This is a genomic window from Priestia sp. YIM B13491, from assembly GCF_042787605.1.
In the GTDB taxonomy this organism is placed as follows: Bacteria; Bacillota; Bacilli; order Bacillales; family Bacillaceae_H; genus Priestia; species Priestia megaterium_E.
Genome location: NZ_JBHZOR010000002.1, coordinates 114758 through 135138 on the forward strand (window position 1 = coordinate 114758; position 20381 = coordinate 135138).

General features: G+C 38.2%; 23 protein-coding genes. 7 read left to right on the forward strand and 16 right to left on the reverse strand.

Annotated features, from left to right (window positions below; all coding sequences use genetic code 11):
• Positions 1-227 precede the first annotated feature (227 nt).
• Positions 228-1313: a CotH kinase family protein gene (locus tag ACFX4E_RS06765; RefSeq protein WP_377237712.1), complete on the reverse strand. Its 1086-nt coding sequence runs from the start codon at positions 1311-1313 to the stop codon at positions 228-230.
• Between the two features lie 171 nt (positions 1314-1484).
• On the opposite strand from ACFX4E_RS06765, the gene ACFX4E_RS06770 reads away from it, so the two are divergent.
• Positions 1485-1925, forward strand: coding sequence for a CotG/ExsB N-terminal domain-containing protein (locus ACFX4E_RS06770; protein WP_252124299.1), 441 nt, complete (start codon positions 1485-1487; stop codon positions 1923-1925).
• Between the two features lie 144 nt (positions 1926-2069).
• Complete coding sequence (locus ACFX4E_RS06775; RefSeq protein ID WP_165802490.1) at positions 2070-2216, forward strand: hypothetical protein; 147 nt, start codon at positions 2070-2072, stop codon at positions 2214-2216.
• Positions 2217-2247: 31 nt separating this feature from the next.
• Here the strand turns inward: ACFX4E_RS06775 and ACFX4E_RS06780 are convergent, their stop codons facing one another.
• Complete coding sequence (locus ACFX4E_RS06780; protein WP_013056116.1) at positions 2248-2661, reverse strand: YppG family protein; 414 nt, start codon at positions 2659-2661, stop codon at positions 2248-2250.
• Between the two features lie 230 nt (positions 2662-2891).
• Between ACFX4E_RS06780 and ACFX4E_RS06785 the strand changes: the two genes are divergently transcribed.
• Together ACFX4E_RS06785 and ACFX4E_RS06790 are read left to right on the forward strand one after the other, a co-directional pair.
• Complete coding sequence (locus ACFX4E_RS06785; RefSeq protein ID WP_013056115.1) at positions 2892-3086, forward strand: YppF family protein; 195 nt, start codon at positions 2892-2894, stop codon at positions 3084-3086.
• A gap of 125 nt (positions 3087-3211) precedes the next feature.
• Complete coding sequence (locus ACFX4E_RS06790) at positions 3212-3382, forward strand: hypothetical protein (protein ID WP_013056114.1); 171 nt, start codon at positions 3212-3214, stop codon at positions 3380-3382.
• A 286-nt stretch (positions 3383-3668) separates the two neighbouring features.
• Here ACFX4E_RS06790 and ACFX4E_RS06795 read toward each other — a convergent pair whose 3' ends face one another.
• Positions 3669-4019, reverse strand: coding sequence for a YppE family protein (locus tag ACFX4E_RS06795; protein ID WP_013056113.1), 351 nt, complete (start codon positions 4017-4019; stop codon positions 3669-3671).
• Positions 4020-4064: 45 nt separating this feature from the next.
• Positions 4065-4319 carry a hypothetical protein gene (locus tag ACFX4E_RS06800; RefSeq protein WP_013056112.1) on the reverse strand — a complete coding sequence of 85 codons (255 nt, stop codon included), beginning with the start codon at positions 4317-4319 and terminating at the stop codon, positions 4065-4067.
• A gap of 227 nt (positions 4320-4546) precedes the next feature.
• Between ACFX4E_RS06800 and ACFX4E_RS06805 the strand changes: the two genes are divergently transcribed.
• The gene (locus ACFX4E_RS06805; RefSeq protein WP_016763465.1) at positions 4547-4648 is read left to right on the forward strand and encodes a hypothetical protein; all 102 of its coding nucleotides are present in this window, start codon (positions 4547-4549) and stop codon (positions 4646-4648) included.
• An 11-nt stretch (positions 4649-4659) separates the two neighbouring features.
• Here the strand turns inward: ACFX4E_RS06805 and ACFX4E_RS06810 are convergent, their stop codons facing one another.
• Entirely contained in the window at positions 4660-5655 is a 996-nt protein-coding gene (locus tag ACFX4E_RS06810) for a DUF2515 family protein (protein ID WP_098333588.1), read from the reverse strand.
• A gap of 73 nt (positions 5656-5728) precedes the next feature.
• Here ACFX4E_RS06810 and recU point away from each other — a divergent pair, with 73 nt between their 5' ends.
• A complete protein-coding gene (recU, locus tag ACFX4E_RS06815) occupies positions 5729-6328 on the forward strand; it encodes a Holliday junction resolvase RecU (RefSeq protein WP_014460963.1) in 600 nt (199 codons plus the stop codon).
• Between the two features lie 63 nt (positions 6329-6391).
• A complete protein-coding gene (locus tag ACFX4E_RS06820; protein ID WP_377257863.1) occupies positions 6392-9244 on the forward strand; it encodes a transglycosylase domain-containing protein in 2853 nt (950 codons plus the stop codon).
• Positions 9245-9279: 35 nt separating this feature from the next.
• On the opposite strand, the gene ACFX4E_RS06825 is transcribed toward ACFX4E_RS06820, so the two are convergent.
• From ACFX4E_RS06825 to panC, 11 genes are all read right to left on the reverse strand, one after another.
• Positions 9280-9780, reverse strand: a complete 501-nt coding sequence (locus tag ACFX4E_RS06825) for a YpoC family protein (RefSeq protein ID WP_098333590.1) — start codon at positions 9778-9780, stop codon at positions 9280-9282.
• Positions 9767-10438 carry an endonuclease III gene (gene nth, locus ACFX4E_RS06830; protein ID WP_028407971.1) on the reverse strand — a complete coding sequence of 224 codons (672 nt, stop codon included), beginning with the start codon at positions 10436-10438 and terminating at the stop codon, positions 9767-9769. Before nth ends, ACFX4E_RS06825 begins: the two co-directional genes overlap by 14 nt.
• A gap of 140 nt (positions 10439-10578) precedes the next feature.
• Positions 10579-11286 carry a DnaD domain-containing protein gene (locus tag ACFX4E_RS06835; RefSeq protein WP_377237707.1) on the reverse strand — a complete coding sequence of 236 codons (708 nt, stop codon included), beginning with the start codon at positions 11284-11286 and terminating at the stop codon, positions 10579-10581.
• 336 nt (positions 11287-11622) lie between these two features.
• Positions 11623-12915 carry an asparagine--tRNA ligase gene (gene asnS / locus ACFX4E_RS06840; RefSeq protein WP_028407969.1) on the reverse strand — a complete coding sequence of 431 codons (1293 nt, stop codon included), beginning with the start codon at positions 12913-12915 and terminating at the stop codon, positions 11623-11625.
• 157 nt (positions 12916-13072) lie between these two features.
• Complete coding sequence (locus ACFX4E_RS06845) at positions 13073-14257, reverse strand: pyridoxal phosphate-dependent aminotransferase (RefSeq protein ID WP_013082327.1); 1185 nt, start codon at positions 14255-14257, stop codon at positions 13073-13075.
• 133 nt (positions 14258-14390) lie between these two features.
• On the reverse strand, positions 14391-14879 hold the full coding sequence (locus ACFX4E_RS06850; RefSeq protein WP_025749368.1) for a cell wall elongation regulator TseB-like domain-containing protein: 489 nt from the start codon (positions 14877-14879) through the stop codon (positions 14391-14393).
• A gap of 11 nt (positions 14880-14890) precedes the next feature.
• Positions 14891-15061, reverse strand: a complete 171-nt coding sequence (locus ACFX4E_RS06855) for a YpmA family protein (RefSeq protein ID WP_013056102.1) — start codon at positions 15059-15061, stop codon at positions 14891-14893.
• 188 nt (positions 15062-15249) lie between these two features.
• Complete coding sequence (locus ACFX4E_RS06860; RefSeq protein ID WP_377237704.1) at positions 15250-16047, reverse strand: ComEC/Rec2 family competence protein; 798 nt, start codon at positions 16045-16047, stop codon at positions 15250-15252.
• An 88-nt stretch (positions 16048-16135) separates the two neighbouring features.
• The gene (gene dinG / locus ACFX4E_RS06865) at positions 16136-18937 is read right to left on the reverse strand and encodes an ATP-dependent DNA helicase DinG (protein ID WP_377257866.1); all 2802 of its coding nucleotides are present in this window, start codon (positions 18935-18937) and stop codon (positions 16136-16138) included.
• Between the two features lie 202 nt (positions 18938-19139).
• Positions 19140-19523, reverse strand: a complete 384-nt coding sequence (gene panD, locus ACFX4E_RS06870) for an aspartate 1-decarboxylase (protein ID WP_028407965.1) — start codon at positions 19521-19523, stop codon at positions 19140-19142.
• Positions 19524-20381, reverse strand: a complete 858-nt coding sequence (gene panC, locus ACFX4E_RS06875; protein WP_028407964.1) for a pantoate--beta-alanine ligase — start codon at positions 20379-20381, stop codon at positions 19524-19526. It lies immediately after the preceding gene.

Sequence of the window (20381 nt, forward strand, 5' to 3'; positions counted from 1 at the left end):
GTATATTTCGGCTGCGTTTTTGGCTTGATTTTTGGCGCGGGTTTTGATTTTGCCCTTGTTCTTGGCCATAGTAATAGTTACTCATTGTTTTTCCTCCTTATTAGTTATCCTTATTGGTCATTCATACTGTATATATACGTATCATGTACAGCTATTGATTTCCTGCATTTGCCTATTATTAGCAAAATCCACTGTTGCCTATAAAGTGCCTATAAATCTATCTCTTTTTAAAGAGTCAAAAGGTTATTTTCAATATACGCTGTTCGTTCTTTTATAAAAGACAGCATAAATTCGGGTTCTTTATAAAATTGCTCCAAGTTATCTTTTACGTAAGGATCTTTTAATACATAAGGAGCAATATACTCATGCAGTTGATAAATGATTGGTTTCATGCATTCTATTGTAAATTGATTATTTAGAACATTGTTCATTTTTTGAATATATCGCTTTTTAATGCTATTTACCGCCAGTAAGCGAGCTGTAAGCGTATTAAATCCTTGTGCGCGGACATAGTCTCCTTCCATTACTTTCCCATTTACATCTCTTCCCCAAGTTGCATCATAATCCCATGGAATCAGTTCAAAGCGACCGCTTTCATGATTTAGATAGAGGGCATAGTTATGGACAAAACCGTCGTAATTCTGCATACAAATAATACCGACTAACCAAGATAAGTAGCGGTCGACGTTCAGATACTTCTCAATATTCTGTTCGAATTCCGTATTTGTCCACGTATTAAGATTAAATATAAAATTTTCTAATTTTTCCTCATCCCCTTCTCTCACTGCTTTATCTTCATATCCAGATAACAAAGTTGTTTTCGGCCTTTTATCCAAATCGCTCATCAAAGAAAAATTAGCATCTCCGTCCACTGCATAAAATATGGATCCATCCGCTAAATTTCTTTTTTTCAAAAATAGTTCATCTACCGATTCAAGCTGAAGATATATTCCTTCATTTTTCCCATTAATCTTAAGAGTGACAAACTGAGAATGAGGAGATAAAACGTCTAAAGAGGAGAAAAAATCGAGGGACAATTTGTTGCGCATAAGCGATGGATCTTTGTATTCAGCGTTTAGGTGTATTTCTTTGGCACGCTGAAATATTTTTGGAGAATAAAATTCAATATAATATGACTTTTTTTTCATCTTCCGAATGTGGGAGCCTCTTAGCAGCAAATCAATATCGTAGCGTTTTTTGTTAAACTTCATCGTTGCCTGAACCGCTTCTTCTGACCAAATATCTCTTTGTATTTCCTTTAAATCTTTTACATTCACAAACAGAGCGTATTGAGGGATTTCTTTTTGCTTCATTATTCGACCACCTTTCTTCAATTATTAAAGTATATGAAGGGTAAATTCTCCATGATACCCCACCTCATCAACTATTTGCGCAAACTCCACTTTTGACTCATATCAAGGACAAGCATCAGTGCGTATTCTATTAATGCAAGACCTAGTCCAATTGACAAGGAGGTTTTTGTATTGCATATTACACCTGAAAAAATTAAAGAGGCTGCTGAAGCCCTGGAATGTACAGAACTGAAATCTTTTATGTTTCAAGAGCCAACTGCCGGTCCACTAACAAAGCCGGGTCGCTCTTCTCGTAGCACTGGCCGTTCTCGTCGTTCTACTCGTCGTTCTACTCGTCGTTCTACTCGCCGTTCTACTCGCCGTTCTACTCGCCGTTCTACTCGTCGTTCTACTCGCCGTTCTACTCGCCGTTCACGCCGTTCTACTCGTCGTTCACGCCGTTCTACTCGCCGCTCTCGTCGTTCTACTCGCCGCTCTCGTCGTTCTACTCGCCGCTCTCGTCGTTCTACCCGTCGTTCACGCCGTTCTACTCGCCGCTCTCGTCGTTCTACTCGTCGTTCACGTCGTTCTACTCGTCGTTCACGTCGTGCTCGCCGTTCACGCCGCTCTTAATTTTTCTAAACACTCATCTTTATTGCAAAAAAAAGCCGAAGAACCATGAGTGTCTTCGGCGTTTTTTTCCACTTATAGTAGGGCACATTTGGAAATATACTAAGATGGGATGTTATTCATTTTACATAGAGAAGGAGAGGTTTTATGAAAAAAAGCAAGCATCAAATTTCAACTTCATCAACAACAGATGTCGAAGAAGTCAAACGTTTAAATGCTCAGTCCGGATTAACTTACAATGAAGTATTTACACTTCTTGGAGAAAGCTATTTGAAAAATCAAAAGAAAAAATAATAAGCAGGGACTAGAAAACACCTTCTAGTCCTTATACTTTGAAAATCCCGGAAAACCCTTTTACTAGGGATGTTAATTGGTTCATGGCTCCCATCATCTGCCCCGCAGTATTCATCATCTTGTTCATATCGTAATTGCCATCACTCGATTTAAACTGAGACATTAATGACTGAAATTGAGAAGGCTGAGGCTTTTGTTGCTGAGCTTTAGGGTATGGATTAAAAGGCGCACCTGCATTATTGTACATGGGCTGCTGGTACATTCCGTTCATATAGGGAATTTGCTGAGGACCAAAAGGCATTTGTTGCTGAGCGTACGGATGTTGCGGCATATAAGCTTCCGTCCATGGCTGCTGGTGATACTGTGGAAATGGATGTACCTGACTTAAATCAAAACGTTCTGGTTGATGTTGCTCATAATACGGATAGTGCTTACTTGTATACATGCAAAATCAATACCTCCTTTTTAATATTACATAATATATAGTATGTATGCAGAAATAAGAGGTGACGTTCGTCTACTTGTACTTTTGGAGAACGCATTCAAAAATATGTAGGTTTCTGTCGAAAGTTTAAATTTTTCAAAAAAACGAGATTATTTAAATATATGGTACGATAAGAACAAGTGATACTACCTATACGTAGTGGCACAAATGGGGATTAGGAGGGAATTTACATGTATGTGAACGAACTTCAAGAAGCTTTTATTGCGGTGAAACAATATGAGCCGCAGTCAAGTAATGAATTACTCGATTTTGCTCAGCAGCAGTATTTAAAAGGTTTTTTAACTCCTATGAATTACAAAGCCGCTGTACGTGAACTCGAACAAATTGGAGCTACTAAGCCCGATTTTAGTGCACAAGATGATTAATTTTTTTACTACCACCGAGAAATCGGTGGTTTCTTTGTTTCTTATAAAGTGGACACATACTTCTTTTTTGACTTGTTTATACTATAAAAGCTTTAACGCAGTATTCAATAAAGGAGGTCTATCTCATGAGTCGTGGAAAACATTTTGATCATAAAAAGCAAGGCCAAAGTGCAGTAACTAAAACAAATAACGCTGTTGCTTCTAAACATACTGAAAAAGTTGATTATCATATCGATACAGTCGCTTCCCAAGATCACCCAGCTGTTTCTATCCAATCTCAAAAAGATTTTGATTAACTTTTTAATTGATATGATAAAAAGAGGCTGGGACATAACAAAATGATTCCAATCTAGAGAGGAACAAATGGGATACATGAGCTGAACTGCTTATGACACCGCAGTTGATCTCCAATCAACTGCTAGAAGGAACAAAGCAAATGAAACCTATGCTTCTCATCAAAAAAACGAACTAAGAATCAAAAATTTTGATCGATAGTTCGTTTTTCACTTCGTGTAAAATACGCTTGTCACAATCTCATGCATAGAAAATCCCCACCTTATAAGTCTCAACGGAAGGCCGGGATTAATTATTCAATATCGACTCGAGCACATACTTATTTGAGTGATACATCTTTTTAAATCGCTTTTCTCGCGTCTCGGGATAAAATGACTGTAGTACAACGTTTTGTAAATTTTCTTTTAACGTCTCTACTTGATTAACATGAATATATTTTGGTCGCTCTTTCTTCAGCCATTCCGTTACGAGACTAGCCCATTCATCAAGTTCTTTGAAGAAAATATCTCCATAAGGCTTTACTTCTTCAAAAAATTTCACTTCATAATTTTCTTCCTGTTGAATAGACGCTAATCGTTCTACAGCTACTTCATTATATTGAAACATGATCTCCGTACTTTTTTTCACATCTTCATTCATCGTTATTCGTCACCTCTACGATGACTATTGTAACATAAACAGTCTTTATACTGTATGAAGAACCATTTCTCTTCGGCTTCTATTCCATTCTGTTTCGGAAGGCATGCTTTCGTACACAGCTACTTCAATTTCTTGCAGTGATTGGTCAATGCGATGAACTTGTTCCATATATGTTTCTTCACAATGTGTAAATGCTTCATTTATAGATGTAGACATCGTTTTATCCACTAAATCTACTTGCTCTAGTAAGCTATCTAATAAAGTCATCATTTCGCTTGTTTTAACCATACTTTGTTTCATCGCCATCCCTCCAAATTTTCCTTTGCATAACGTATTCTCTCTTTTCTTCATTGTCCCTTCACACATGACAAAACTAGTTTCTATTCGTCAAAGAAAGATGTTTTCGACATTTTCATTTATGATGAATCGAAAGTGAACATATTGAAAACACTAGTATAGACATTTCAGCTAAGCAGATACATTCCGCTGCTGAACGTTTATTACGACATGATAGGAGGTGCCTAGATATGGCCAACAAACAGCAAAAATCACAGCCTAAAAATAAGCCTGAAACAAAAACCTACGGTGATCCTAAAAAGTTAAACGGTCCTAACCAGCCTTCTACTTAAGAACAAAACGGTCACAAGTGACCGTTTTTATTTATATTAAATACTTGCGCTACTTTCATTAATATATACAGCTGCTTTTGCTTTTGAAGATACCACTTTGTAAAATGAACTTTCTTTGGAAAAGACGGCTTTTTCATGAGCTTTTGCTCCTCTTTTTTCGTTAAAAACCACTCTTCTCTCTTCTTTTCATGATGTCTAATAGCCGGATACACCTTTCGAAGAGCAGGTGTACGGCAACTAGTTTCATTCACAAAATACTGTTCATAGTCGTATCTTGAACCCGTATGCTTTGTTTTCAAAGAAAATTCATAAAACAAGGGATAATACTTTTCATGAAATAATAAAGCCGCTAATTCCTTGCCCAAATCAATCCGATTATTTACTTTTGTAAAATCATGAACAGAACAACCGTATAATTCCCCTTTTGTAGTAGGAAAAAGGACGGAACTAAAGTGGAATATATCTTGAAAAAAAAACAGCGCACTTTTAAATACTCTATCTTGATAAAAAGGCTGTTCAATAACGGGCTGTTGAATAACATGCTGCTCATTCACAATTAACGCATGAATAAGCTGCAGTTCACAAGGTCTCTGCATAAATTGTCTCCACTTCTCTTCGATAAAAGATGAAACATTTAAATAGGGAAGTAAATGAGCGTAAGAGACATGTTTTTTACGCGAAACAGCATACAATAGTAATTGTGGGAAGGCATCTTTAAAAATAAGCCAATTTGCTCTTTCATACGTCAAAAATAATAAATCGCGCGTTTGCTTTGATAACGCTTTTTTCATGTTTTTCCCTTGCAAATCACACATATTCCATCCTGCATTTCGTGATACCATACTTGCGAGAAATGCCCACTTTACTTCAGGATATCTATGATAAAAAGTTGCATAAGCCTGGGTTCTTGATATATTATCAATATTCAGCTTGTCTGTGGTTTTTTTAATCGCCGTCAACAGCGCTTGTTCCGAACTATTGAGTGACATCTCTTCATCTTCTTTCATCTATTTTTATTTGTAGGATTTGGTATAATAGAATTTGTTTGTTTAATAGATTTACACTAAAGGAGTGATGGTTATGATTCGCTATCCTAACGGAAAGGCCTATAAGCCATTGAATACCAGCAGTCCTTCCCCTAAAAAGCTAGAAGCTAGCTATAGCAATCGTGGTATGACGCTGGAGGACGATTTAAACGAAACAAACGAATACTATGTTTCAAAAGGAATAGCCATTGTTCACAAAAAACCAACCCCTGTTCAAATTGTAAAAGTAGACTATCCGAAGAGAAGTGCCGCTGTTATCAAAGAAGCTTATTTTAAACAGGCTTCTACTACAGACTATAATGGAGTCTATAAAGGAAAACACCTTGACTTTGAAGCAAAAGAAACGAGAAATAAAACCTCATTTCCGCTGCGTAATTTTCATGAACATCAAATTGAACATATGAAGCAAATTGTGAAACAAAACGGGATTTGTTTCGTTATATTAATGTTCTCTACTTTACAAGAAATATACTTGTTCGAAGCACAGTTCCTTTTTCCTTATTGGGATGCCATGAAAAAAGATGGACGAAAATCAATCCCTAAGGCAGATATTGAAAAAAAAGGACATTTCATCGAACTTGGTTACCATCCGAGAATCGATTACATAAAAACTATAGATAAATTATACTTTTAAGAGTATGATATATATGTTTACGGAAATCATTCTCTTACAATGCGTTGAAAGGTAGGAGTTTTTATGTCAGATAATTATCGCTCTCGTGAAGAACGACGAAGAGCTATGAATGACAACAAACCAGAAGGTAAATCTCAAGGAAAACCGAAAAAGAAGAAAAAAGGAGGCCTATTTCGTAAAATTGTTGCCGCAGTTTTACTGATAGGAATCATCGGGCTCATTGCCGGAGTGGGAACTTTTTTTGCTATGATAAGCGATGCTCCAAAAGTTGATGACTCGGTATTAAAAAACTCTTTTTCATCTAAAGTATATGCAAACGATGGAAAGACAGTTGTAAAAGAAATTGGAGCTCAAAAACGTACATATGTGCAATACGATGAAATCCCTCAAGTCGTCAAAAACGCATTTATCGCTACGGAAGACGTTCGTTTTTATAAACATCACGGCGTCGACTTTTACCGAATTGGCGGAGCATTAATGGCGAACTTTAAAAACGGTTTCGGTGCTGAGGGCGGTAGTACGATTACTCAGCAAGTGGTAAAGAATTCGTTCTTATCACCAAAGAAGACGGTTAAACGTAAAGTACAAGAAATGTGGTTAGCTTACCAGCTTGAGCGTAAATATTCGAAGCAACAAATTCTTGAAATGTATTTAAACAAAATATATTTCGCATCAGGTGAAGTATACGGTATTGAACGAGCAGCTGAGAAATTTTACGGAGTTAAAAGCGTAAAAGATTTAACTCTTGATGAAGCTGCTATGTTGGCAGGCTTACCAAAAGCGCCAACTACTTATAACCCAGTTACAAACCCAGAGAATGCTACTAAACGCCGTAACACAGTATTAAACTTAATGGCTAAAAACGGCTTCATTACACAAGCCGAGGCCGACAAAGCAAAACAAGTAGATGTACAGGCTCATTTAGCTAAACAAACTGAATCAACATCTAAGTACGATGTATTTATTGATCAAGTAATCGAGGAAGTAAAAAAGAAAACAGACGCGGATCCATTTTCTGCGGGCTTAGAAATTTATACAACGCTTGACACTAATGCTCAGGACTATGTGGATGATGTGATGAACAACAAAGTAGTCAACTTCCCGAACGATAAATTCCAAGCAGGTCTTGTCGTTGTAGATAATGAAACAGGCGGTATTCAAGCAATTGGAGGCGGACGTAATCGTGTATCAGGCGGCTTAAACTTTGCAACAAATATGAGACGTCAGCCCGGCTCAACAATTAAGCCGATCTTAGATTACGGTCCAGCGATTGAGAACTTAAAGTGGTCTACTGGACAACCGTTAAAAGATGAAGAATATCATTATTCAAACGGCACGCCAATCCGAAATTTTGGACGTAACTATAAAGGCTGGGTTTCAGCGCGTGAAGCTTTAGGACGTTCACTGAACATCCCTGCTTTAAAAGCATTTCAAGCAACAGGTGCGGACAAAGCAAAAGAGTTCGCTACAGGCCTTGGGCTAAAATTAGATGAAGAAGATGGCGAAGCTTATTCTGAATCTTATTCTATCGGAGGCTTCCGTACAGGTGTTACACCTCTACAAATGGCTGGAGCCTATAGTGCTTTTGCAAATGAAGGTATGTACAATGCACCGCATACAGTGACAAAGGTAAAATTCCCTGATGGAACAGAAATTGATTTAACTCCAAAACCAAAACGCGCAATGCAAGATTACACGGCATTTATGATGACGGACATGATGAAATCTGTTATAAACGAATCATATGGTACAGCTCGTGCTGTTCGTACACCAGGATTAGAAATTGCGGGTAAAACAGGAACTTCGAACTTTAGTGCTGCAGAAAAGCAACGATATAATATTCCAGACGCTGGTGAAAAAGACGTTTGGTTTAATGGGTTTACGCCAAACTATACGATTTCCGTATGGACAGGCTATGAAACTGCTAAAGACGGCTATATTTTAAGTGCTAATGAAACAGGCATGGCAAAAAATATCTTTAAGCATGTTATTACTCATATTTCTGAAGGCAAACCTAAAGGAAGTTTCAAACAGCCGGACAGCGTAGTTGAACGTTCCGTAGAAAAACCAACGGGCAAAGACTTAAAACGTCCAAGCGGCTCTACTCCTTCGAGCTTAATTACTAAAGAATACTTTGTGCGCGGTACTGCACCGACAAAAGTATCTCAAACGTTTGTGAAGAAAGAAAAAGAAGAAAAGAAAGAAGATAAAAAAGAGGACAAAAAAGAGAAAAAAGACAATAAAGATGTGAAGCCAAAAATTACTGCTTCGTATAGCGGAGGAGCAATTTCAGTTAACTGGTCAGCGTCAAACGCAGCCAGCGATACGACCTTTACAGTCACAATGTCATCTCCTAACGGTTCTGAACAACTCGCATCTGGCGCAGGAGCCGGTGGAAAAACAATTTCCAACCCAGCACCAGGCGCAACGTATAGTTTCACCGTAACAACAAATACGGGCGAAAGCGCTAGTTCTTCTGTAAAAGTCCCTGGTTCATCAGATCAAGCTACCGAAGATGATTCTACTAAGCCTGAAGATGACGGAACAACGGACGATAATCAAAATGAAGACAATAGCAACACTGATCAAAACAACGGCTCTGATCAAGGTGACGATTCATCTACTCAGCCGGATGATAACCAAAACAGCAATAATGGCAGCAATAGCGGCGGTAACAATAGCGGCAATAGCGGCAATAGCGGCAATAGCGGCAACACCGATAATAACAATAATGATAGCGGCAATGGTAACGATGGTAATAGCGGCAACAACAATAATAACGGAGGCGCAACAACTCCTCCAGCAGACAACGGTGGAAGTGACTCAGGAAGCCAAACACCACCAACAACACCTGCTACACCATCGACGCCGTCAACACCTGCTACACCGCAGCAAGAGCCAACAACTGAAAATTAACGTAGCAGTAAAAAGCCCCTACACGTGTAGGGGCTTTATTGCTTGTGAAGAATAAGCATTTTTGCATATTGCTTACGCAGCTCATTAAATAATTCTGTCAGCTGAATATACGCTTGATAAGAAGAAACTCGCTGCAGCAAAAACATAAGTCTCTCAGCACAGTTAATAGGCTTATAGGTTAGGTCTGCTATATCTTCTTGCAGCCGATTTAAACGCCGAACGGGCTGTCCATTAATCCAAAACAGTAAACTAATATACATAGCAGCAGCTTGTTTCATCCAAGGAGCTGCTTCTTTTGCTTTTCGCTGAGAAAAAAGCGTATACAGTTCTTCCCTTTGAGTTTCCCACTTCTCAAAAAATGGCCGTATATTATTTTGAACATCCCTCCAAGGTGTTTTCGTTTCTTTATGTACATCGTATAAAATATCATAAACAAAATAATTTCTTCCATTTTTTTCATCCACTTCAAAAACCCGATCTTCTTTTGAATAGAATGGTTCGCATAGGAAATGTGACGGCACTTCAATCGGTAACATCTGTCTTCTTCTCTTTTCCTTTCATTCGTTTCTTTCCTTCTCGGCAAAGATCAAGAAGCGGGCAGACATGACATTGAGGAGACTGTGCTTTACAGTGATAGCGTCCAAAAAAGATAAGTCGATGATGCGTAACGGACCATTCATCTTTCGGAATTTTCCTCATCAGCGTTTTTTCTACTTCCAAAACGGAATCTTTCCACCTGCAAATCCCAAGGCGTTTACTTACACGTTCTACATGCGTATCTACTGCTATTGACGGTACTCCAAAAGCTACGGATACAACAACATTAGCCGTCTTACGCCCTACTCCTGGAAGATTAGTCAGCTCATCACGATCTCTTGGAACTTCTCCTCCGTATTCATCAATGAGCATACGGCAGAGCTTTTGAATATTTTTAGCTTTATTTCTATATAAGCCGATTGATCTAATATCTTGCTGCAGCTCTTCTAACGAAACGGCTAAATAGTCTTCAGGCGTTTGATATTTCTTGAATAAATCTGTTGTTACGCGGTTGACTAAAGCATCTGTGCACTGAGCAGATAGCGCTACAGCAATGACTAAATCAAAGGGATTCCGATGATTTAACTCACAGTGAGCGTCAGGAAACATTTCCGCCATAGCATCTAGACACTGTCTGATTTGTTTTAACGTTAACATACTAGTTCTCCTTCTTCTTACAGGTAGTTCCCTCCTATTTTACAATAGGGTTCCTGTCAAATGCTACTCTTGTCCGTATTCTTTTAAAAAAGCTGCTTCAAGATTCAATTACTTGGATCTTGAAGCAGCTTTTTATCCTGTCATTGCTCTAGCCAATTAAAAAAAGGAATGGCTGATGTAGACTGAGAAGGGTTAACAGAAGATAGTTTTTTGGGTTGTTGATTTTGACGAAATTTTTGGCTATGCTTGCGGGCTTGATCAATGGTCCGAATACCATTTTTCTTCCATTCAAATAAAATACGATCAATATACCGGAAGTTTAATTTTCCAGACATCACCGACTCTCTTAGTGCCGCTTTAATAATAATGGGATCATGATGATCTTGATCAATCCACATCCCTAGTGTTTCGCATTCAAACGGAGACAATGCTCTGCCGAACTCTTTTTCAAACATTGTATATAAATTAAGCTCTTCTTGTTCTTCTTCGTTTTTTTCTACTTCTCTTGTTTCTTGCATCATATGATGAATAAGCTTTTCCCAAAGCGGTTTTAATGAATAACGTTCACAAATAAGGGCGTTTTGCTGTTGATCTTGCTCAATAGATAAAAAGCCGCGCTGAATTAATGCTCGCAGCGTATCCATGCAGACAGCACTTGAAATACTCATTTTTGCCGCCAATTCGTTAGGTGTCGGGAAACCTTCACCGCCTTCAATGGAAACATAAATATGCATTAACGTCATGAATTCCGTTTCGTTCATTCCCAAATCGCTATAGTGATTAAACAGCAGCTTCGGAATTGAAACTGTGCCTTGTTCAAACCATTCAATTAACGTTTCTTTTTTCATATCCGAACACCTCAGTAGTTAGTATATCATGAAGTTTATAGTCAAAGTAATAATTATTCGAAGCTAAAAAAGCTTCTATGTAAAACTTTCCGCTGAAACCGTACCATTGCTCTGCACATATAAAATATATACGAACGATGACTTCCTTCCAAGAATATTACACTAACTTATTTTTTCGAGAATTGCAACTCCCTTTTAAGTTAGACTCTTTTCTATGTTTGCCTTTGTTTCCTTATGATATAAGTAAAAGCCTCGTTTATCTTTTCTTTTTATGATTCATAAAAAAAGCTAAAAAAGTATCCTGACTACAAGAGTCAGAATACTTTTTTCACTTCCTTACGGGTATAAACGGTTTAATAAGCGTGGGAATGGAATCGTTTCACGAACGTGTTCTACGCCGCTAATCCATGCTACCGTACGCTCAAGGCCTAAACCAAATCCTGAATGTGGAACTGAGCCATACTTACGAAGCTCTAAATACCACTTATACGTTTCAGTATCTAATTTATGCTCTTCTACACGCTGAGCTAAAAGCTCTTGATCATGAATACGTTCAGAGCCTCCAATGATTTCTCCGTAGCCTTCTGGTGCGATTAAGTCTGCACATAATACTACGTCTTCATTTGTTGGATCTGGCTGCATATAAAATGGTTTTAATGACGTTGGATAGTGTGTAATGAATACCGGCTTGTCATAGCTTTCTGCGATAGCCGTTTCATGCGGTGCTCCAAAGTCATCTCCCCACTGAATGTCTGTAAATCCTTTTTCATGTAAGAATTTAAGAGCGTCATCGTACGAAATACGAGGGAATGGTGCTTTAATTTGTTCTAACTTAGATGTATCACGGCCTAGTACGTTTAACTCTAACTTACAGTTTGTTAAAACAGACTGTACAACATGAGACACATACTCTTCCTGTACTTTCAAGTTATCTTCGAATTGGTAGAAAGCCATCTCTGGTTCAATCATCCAAAACTCAATTAAATGACGGCGTGTTTTAGATTTTTCAGCACGGAACGTTGGACCGAATGAAAATACTTTTCCAAGCGCCATTGCCGCTGCTTCCATATAAAGCTGTCCACTTTGAGAAAGATATGCATCTTCATCAAAATATTTCGTGTGGAATAATTCTGTTGTTCCTTCAGGAGCACTTCCTGTTAGGATTGGCGGATCTACTTTTGTAAACCCGTTTTCGTTAAAGAATTCATACGTTGCACGAATAATTTCGTTACGAACCTTCATAACAGCATGTTGACGTTTAGAACGCAGCCATAAATGACGGTTATCCATTAAGAACTCTGTTCCATGTTCTTTTGGCGTAATTGGATAATCAACAGCTTCATGAATAACTTCAAGGCTTGTAACTGTTAACTCATAGCCAAACGGTGAGCGCTCATCTTCACGTACTACACCTGTTACATATAGTGATGATTCTTGCGTCATAGATTTAGCTAATTTAAAAGTTTCTTCTTCTACTTCAGCTTTTACAACTACCCCTTGCATGAATCCTGATCCATCGCGCAGCTGTAAAAAGGCAATTTTACCACTTGAACGTTTATTCGCTAACCAAGCACCAATTGTTACTTCTTTTCCTACATGCTTGCTTGCTTCTGAAATCGTAATTTTCACGATTAATATCCCTCCAAAAAACTTACATTTCGTAATTATGTATGCCATCCTATTATACATTTCGACAAACATAATAACAAGTAACAAACAAAAAGAGCCTTCTAACACGTGTGATTTGTGCTAAAAAGCTCTTTTGTTTCTACCTATTGTTACTTTTTTATTTCATGTGACGAGTCATGAATGATTGAATTCGTTCTAATGCCTTTTCTAGCAGATCTAGTGATGTAGCATAAGAAAGACGTACGTTTTCAGGTGAACCGAATCCTGATCCAGGAACTAGGGCTACCTTCTCTTCTTCTAAAATAGCTTCTACCCAAGCATCAACTGTATCAAAGCCAGTTAACTTTGCAGCTTCAATTGCGTTAGGGAATAAGTAGAAAGCACCCTGTGGCTTTAAGCATGAGAACCCTGGAATGTTAATCAACTTTTCATGAATCACGTTTAGACGCTCTTCAAAAGCTTGTCGCATCATTTCCACCGGTTCTTGAGTGCCGTTATACGCAGCAATTGTTGCATATTGAGCAATAGATGTTGGATTTGACGTGCTGTGACTCGCTAGGTTTGTCATCGCTTTAATAACTGTAGCATCACCAGCTGCATATCCAATGCGCCAGCCCGTCATGGAATGTGACTTAGAAACACCGTTAATGATAATTGTTTTTTCTTTTAACGCTGGTGAAAGCTGTGCAATCGATACATGTTCATTTTGACCGTATACAAGCTTTTCATAAATTTCATCTGATACGATAAAAATATCGTGCTTCAAGCAAACTTCCCCTAAAGCTTGAAGCTCTTCTCTTGTGTAAATCATACCTGTTGGGTTGCTTGGTGAATTGATAATAACAGCTTTGGTTTTAGCAGTAATAGCCGCTTCTAATTGTTCAGGTGTGATTTTAAATTCGTTATTTTCAGAACCTTCAACGAATACTGGTGTACCTTCTGCTAACTTTACTTGCTCAGGATAACTTACCCAGTAAGGAGTTGGGATAATCACTTCGTCACCTTCGTCTAACAGAACTTGAAATAACGTATACAGTGCGTGCTTAGCACCTGTACAAACAATAATTTCAGAAGGTGAATACGTCAGGCCTTGGTCGCGTTTGAATTTTTCAATTACCGCTTCTTTTAATGGTGCAAGGCCGCCTGCTGGCGTATATTTTGTCTGACCATCATTCATTGCTGTGACAGCCGCTTCTAAAATGTGCTGCGGCGTATTAAAATCAGGTTCCCCTGCTCCAAGTCCAATCACATCATGACCAGCCGCTTTCAATTCTTTCGCTTTTGCTGTAATCGCTAATGTTGATGATGGCGTTAATGCTGATACACGTTTTGCTAACTTCACTAAAATCTCCCCCTATGAACTAAAGCTATAATCAGCCCGCGGGCTGATTATAGATAAAAAATTGGCTTCATTTTCATAAAGCGCTGAAATCTTATATTATGACACATATGGCATTTCATATGGTATAAACGATTTATGATTGAGATAAGCTGTATCGTTTTATAAATTCACCGCTAGAGAAATCAAGATAATAGTATGTTAAATGTTTCTTATCTTTATCCACATATGTTACTTCCCACAGCGGCTTTTTCTTTTCAATGCCTAGGCGCACCGACTTAATTTCCTGCGGGTTTTTATCATTTTTCACAATGGAAATGGCTTTTTCTTTTGTGATCCCGCTGCTTGCTTTCTTTAAAACTGCTGTTTGTTTTTTGCTTTTAGGCATCCAAGCAATTACCTTTTGATTGCTTCGGTTTGTACCTTCTACTACATAAAATGCATGATTGCCGAAATATGGCTGGGTGCTTGTGACAGATTTCAAATTAAATTCTTTTTTTGCTTGAGATGCTGCTTTTTCCTCAGCAGACTGCACATCCTTCACGGACGAGTGATAAATGCTAAAAGAAATGCCCCCGATAATTAAAAGCACAGCAGCCACCGCTACAATAATTAACTTTTTCATAAAATCCCTACTTATGTACGATAAATTGTAAATACAGCTTTGCTTTGATCTTCTTCATCTAACGCTAATCCGAACATCAAATCTTGCTTTTTCAACGTGCGATTCAAACTATCAACAATTTTATATAAATCCGAGGAATTTTCCACGCGGACAGTTGATAATACTTCAATCCTACTTTCCATTGTAAACCTCCTAGCTCGTCTATCACGACGCAAAAATGACGATATCCGTATTATAACAGGTATCAAAAACCATCGTCATCTTTTTCACTCATCAATCCCATCTGTACGTTTTGCGTAAAAACCGAATAAATAAGTAAACATATATAATATTATAAGGAATTTACCTCTTTTTGCAAAAGGAAATTTGTTTATTTTGCAGAAAATTTCATCACATCATAGGATTTTAGCGACATTTTAATAGAGTAAGCGCTCCCTTCTCTTACGTCATATAATTCAATCCATTCAGCTGTTAAATTTGAAAGCAGTCGAGGGGAATAGGAACGGCCTGGTTTCGTAAACATAACGGCAAGCTGTGTATCTAATTGCTTCAAAAATGTATTCGAAAAAAACGTTCCCTCTCCAAAATTAGGAATTTTTAATACATCTACATGGGTAAGAGGAATGCGTAAAAACTTTTCTTCTACTTCATCTGAGCTGCTCATTGCATATAGAATTCGATGTTCTCCAATCGTAAATAATAGATCCATAGCCGCTGTTTTTTGTTTCGATACATGCAAGACATCAACGTGTATATTATCTGTTAACTGAAATAAATCATTTTCTTTCCACTTCTCTGTTTGAAATTCCGCCTGGTACTGAGCCGGGACAATAATGCGCTTTGTATGATAATCATTCACAGCACGCTGAACATTTGAATCATAGTATTTTTGCTGTTTTGTAATCACTAATTGGTTGATTTTTTTTACTTTATATCGCTTCAACCACTTCTTTAGCTCGAGATAGGAAGATGCATTACCGGTATTTATCAAAATAGTCTCACCGCTTCCGTCTTGAATCAGACTCGCTTCTCCAGCTGAAAGAGGTAGAAAGGTAATCACTACTTCATCAGCTTGCAAACCAAAATCTACGTTTTTAATGACGGCTGCTGAAGCCGAACAGTTCATAAAACTAAAAAACAGTACAGCACTTAGCAATATTTTAATCATACACTGCCCTCATTTGCTTATCATAGTATATTACTATCGTCTCTCAAGTGAAGAAACAGTATGCATAAAAAAAGACTTAAGCGTATGCTCAAGTCTTTTCATTCCACCATTCTTTGTAGTCCAGTAAGATATTCGAAAACGTTTTTTGAACAACCTGGACTTTTGGAAGTGAATGAAGAAAATGGTATCCATATGCTGTTCGCGTAATGCGATTATCAAAAATAAATATAGCTCCTCGGTCACTTTTGGAACGAATTAACCGTCCAAATCCTTGTTTAAAACGGATAACGGCCTGAGGAAGTGAATAATTCATAAAAGGACTTTTTCCTTCTTTTTTCATCTGCTCAAATTTAGCTGTCAGCAGAGGTTGATTAGGCGATGAAAAAGGAAGTCTGACAATTACGAGACATGATAATAAATCTCCTGGCAGATCAATTCCTTCCCACAGGCTATTTGTACCTAATAGAATGGAATGCTCAAACTGGCTGAAGTCCTTTAGCAGTCTATTACGATTTCTAGTTGTGACTCCTTGACCGAGCAGTACAAACTCTTCAAGATCGTTTAACTCTTTTAAATAACCATACGTAGCTTTCAACATGTCATATGAAGTAAAAAGCACCAGCATACGACCATTTGTTACTTTAGCTACGTCAAGAATACTTTCTGCCATCATAGCGCTATACTCATATAATGATACTTCGTTAACAGCAGGCATATCTTGAGGAATATAGACTCTAGCTTGCTTCTCATAATCAAACTCGGAAGGTAGAATGAGTTGAGCAGGCTGAAAGTCATATAACCCTAGCTCTTGAATTAAATAATCAAATGTTCCATTCACCGTCAATGTAGCCGATGTTAAAATAACGCTTTGTTTCTTAGCGAAAAATTCATCAGCCAGCGTATCGGCAATGGAAGTAGGCTGACTATAGATATACGTAGCATTCGCTGCTCCTTTTGGTTCAATCTCAAACCACGTTACGTGATGACTCTGCTGTTTGAACAGAAGCTTTTCTATTTGCTGAGATATGTGTGCAAATCCTTTAACAGCCGTTTGAAATTCATGAAGAGACGACTGTTCATTTTTTGTGACTTTGTCATATAGTTCGTCAAAGGAATGTCTTGCCCCATCATTCCATGTAAAAAGATCGTGAATTAAAAAACGAATGCGCGACGCTGCTTCTTGAATAGCCGTCCAGTAATGCCCATGCTCTTTTTCCACTTTATATCGATAGCTGCTTCTTCCAATCTCGCCCTGCTGATTGCCGATTCTTTTTTGGACAAAAGAATGAATCAAACGAAATAAGTCATCGCACTCAGAATGAAGCTGCACAAACAGGTTTTGAAGCAGTTCAGTGTTAAGCTCGATGCTATATTTTACAAAGGTATGATGAACTTTTTTTAACAGCCCTTTGTCTTGAATAGTTCCGATTCGGTTTAATAGCGCATGAACCGCAAAATAATCTAAGCGCTCCCCCAGCTCTTCTCCGGCAATGTCTTCTAAGTGATGAGCCTCGTCAATAATAATCTGTTCATACTCAGGCAGCAGCTCATGATTACTCATCACATCCATCAACAGCAAGCGATGATTTGTCACTACTATATGGGCATTTTGCGCTCTGTTCTGCGCTCGTTCATAAAAAGAATAAAGTTTCCAAGGATGCTTAAAGTCACTTGGAGACGGATTGCTTTCATTTAGCTGTTCCCAAAAAAGTTTGCCGCCAGAAGGCAGGTTTATTTCATCGCTGTCGCCCGTTTCCGTTTCCGTCAGCCAGATAAGCAGCTTCGCTTTTGTTAGGATCGCATCGTAATTATTATTGCGCTCTTTTAAGAGCTGAATAAATTTTCTTATACTAATGTAGTGTTCTCTTCCTTTTAAAACAGCTGCTGTAACAGGAAACGGAACAATCTTTTCTAGAATAGGCACATCTTTTTCGATGATTTGCTGCTGAAGCGTTACCGTGTTAGTTGAGATAATGACTGGGTGATGATGAACAGAAGCATAAAACACGGCAGGAACTAAATAAGCGTAGGTTTTACCAATACCGGTCCCGGCTTCAATTAAAGCATGCTCATTACCTGCAAAGCACTCTTGTACAAAGTTCATCATCTCCCACTGCCCTTTTCGTTCTTCAAACAATGGCAGAGCCTGATGGAACAGCTTTTGCTTTTCAGTTTCAAATATTTCGTAAGTATGAGAGTTCTGCTTTTCATTAGCTGAATGCGGCTGATATTTGTTTAGCGCAATCCCATGTATAAATTCATAAGAATCATCCTCAGCATAGCTTTTATCATCTATAACTTGTTGAATCAGTTCTCCAATTTCACTTTTAAAGTGCAAGCTTAGCGCATACAGCTGCTTTAAGGTTGTTAGAGGTAGCTTCTTCAATTTTTCAATTAGTAACAGTAAAATACGTGCTGTTACTTCTGCATCACTATCTGCTTGATGAGGGTTTTCATGTTCAATATGTAAATACTCAGCTAATTGGCTAAGTTTGTACCCATCAACTGTAGGCAGCAGAATCCGAGCCAGTTCGACGGTGTCTACGGTTGAATTATAAAGCGTCTCCTCTCCGCACTGATAGAGTTCTTCTTGTAAAAAAGTTAAATCAAATGCCACATTATGTGCAACAAAATAAGCATCATCTAGCAATTCTATAATTTTAGGTGAAATTTCTTCAAATAAAGGCGCATCTTTCACCATATCATTTTGAATGTTAGTTAGTTGTGTAATAAAAGGCGGAATATCCATACCAGGATTTAAAAAACTAGAAAAACGTTCAACAATTTTGCCGTCTTCTACTATGACAGCAGCAAATTGAATCATTTTATCTCCTTGTTTTGGAGAATGTCCCGTCGTTTCAAGATCTACCACAATAAAGCGTTTATTCACGGTCAACACCTCGCAAGTCTGTCTTTTTATAGTATAAAGTGAAAGCCTGCTCTATATGCTTTAAAAGCGCAACTCCTTCTCGTGAAAAACAGAGAGGCTTTCATACATAGAAGTTTTACTTTAGTGTGTATAGAGGTTTATACCGTTCACTTACTAGCGTATGTATTCAAATAAAAATCCCCCTCATAAAGGGGGACTGTTCTTATAGAATTGTACCAGCTGGTTCTTGTTTAAGCAATTGTTGGATTTTATTCTGCTCATTCATAATCGCTACGGTTGGATGATGGTGAGCTACTTCTTCATTTGCTACGAGCGCATAAGAGATAATGATGACGATATCTCCAGGCTGCACGAGTCTTGCAGCAGCTCCATTTAAACAAACTACCCCGCTCCCGCGTTCGCCGGGAATCACGTACGTTTCCAAGCGCGCTCCGTTATTATTGTTTACAATTTGGACTTTTTCGTTTGCTGCGATTCCTACTGCGTCGATGATATCTTCATCAATGGTGATACTGCCAACATAATTTAAGTTGGCTTCAGTTACATGAGCTCTGTGTATTTTAGCATTCATCATCGTGCGAAACATTTAGTTATCCCCCTGTACGTCTACAATTACATTATCAATTAAACGGGCTTTAGAGAATTGAACAGCTAAAGCAATAATGATTTTTCCAGCGGTTTGCTTAATCGTTTTTAGCTCTGGATACGTATAAACCTCGATATAATCCACTTTACCGCTCGTATATTGCTCAATTTCTTTTCGAATGGTCTCTTTAAGAATTTCTACTTGCTTCTCTCCGCTTTCAAGAAGCTGCAGAGCGCTTTGTAAACTCTTAAATAAAACAGGTGCCTCTTCTCTTTCTTTATCTGTTAAATATACGTTACGAGAACTTTTAGCTAATCCATCTGCTTCTCTCACCGTATCTACTGCTCTAAGCTCCACAGGAAAATTAAAGTCTTCAATTAAGCCATCTACCACAGCAACTTGCTGTGCATCTTTTTTACCAAAGTATGCACGATCCGGTGTTACAATGTGAAAAAGCTTTGTTAGTACCGTGGCTACTCCGTCAAAATGTCCGGGGCGCTTCTGTCCACACAATACGTCTACACGATCGGTCACGGTTATAGCAACTGAACGGCTTGACTTATACATTTCCTCTACTGAAGGATAAAATAAATAGTCGACGTTAGCTTCTTTTGCCACGCGCTCATCGCGTTCAAAATCTCTTGGATACGTATCAAAATCTTCATTTGGTCCAAATTGAGTCGGGTTCACAAAAATACTTAGCACCACTACTTTATTTTCTGTGCGGGCCGCTCCAAGCAAAGTAGCGTGGCCTTCATGCAAATAGCCCATCGTCGGGACAAATCCAATTGAACGTCCAAGCTGCTTTTCTTTTTTCATCTCCTGCTGCATGTCTTTAATTGTTGTAATGACTTTCAT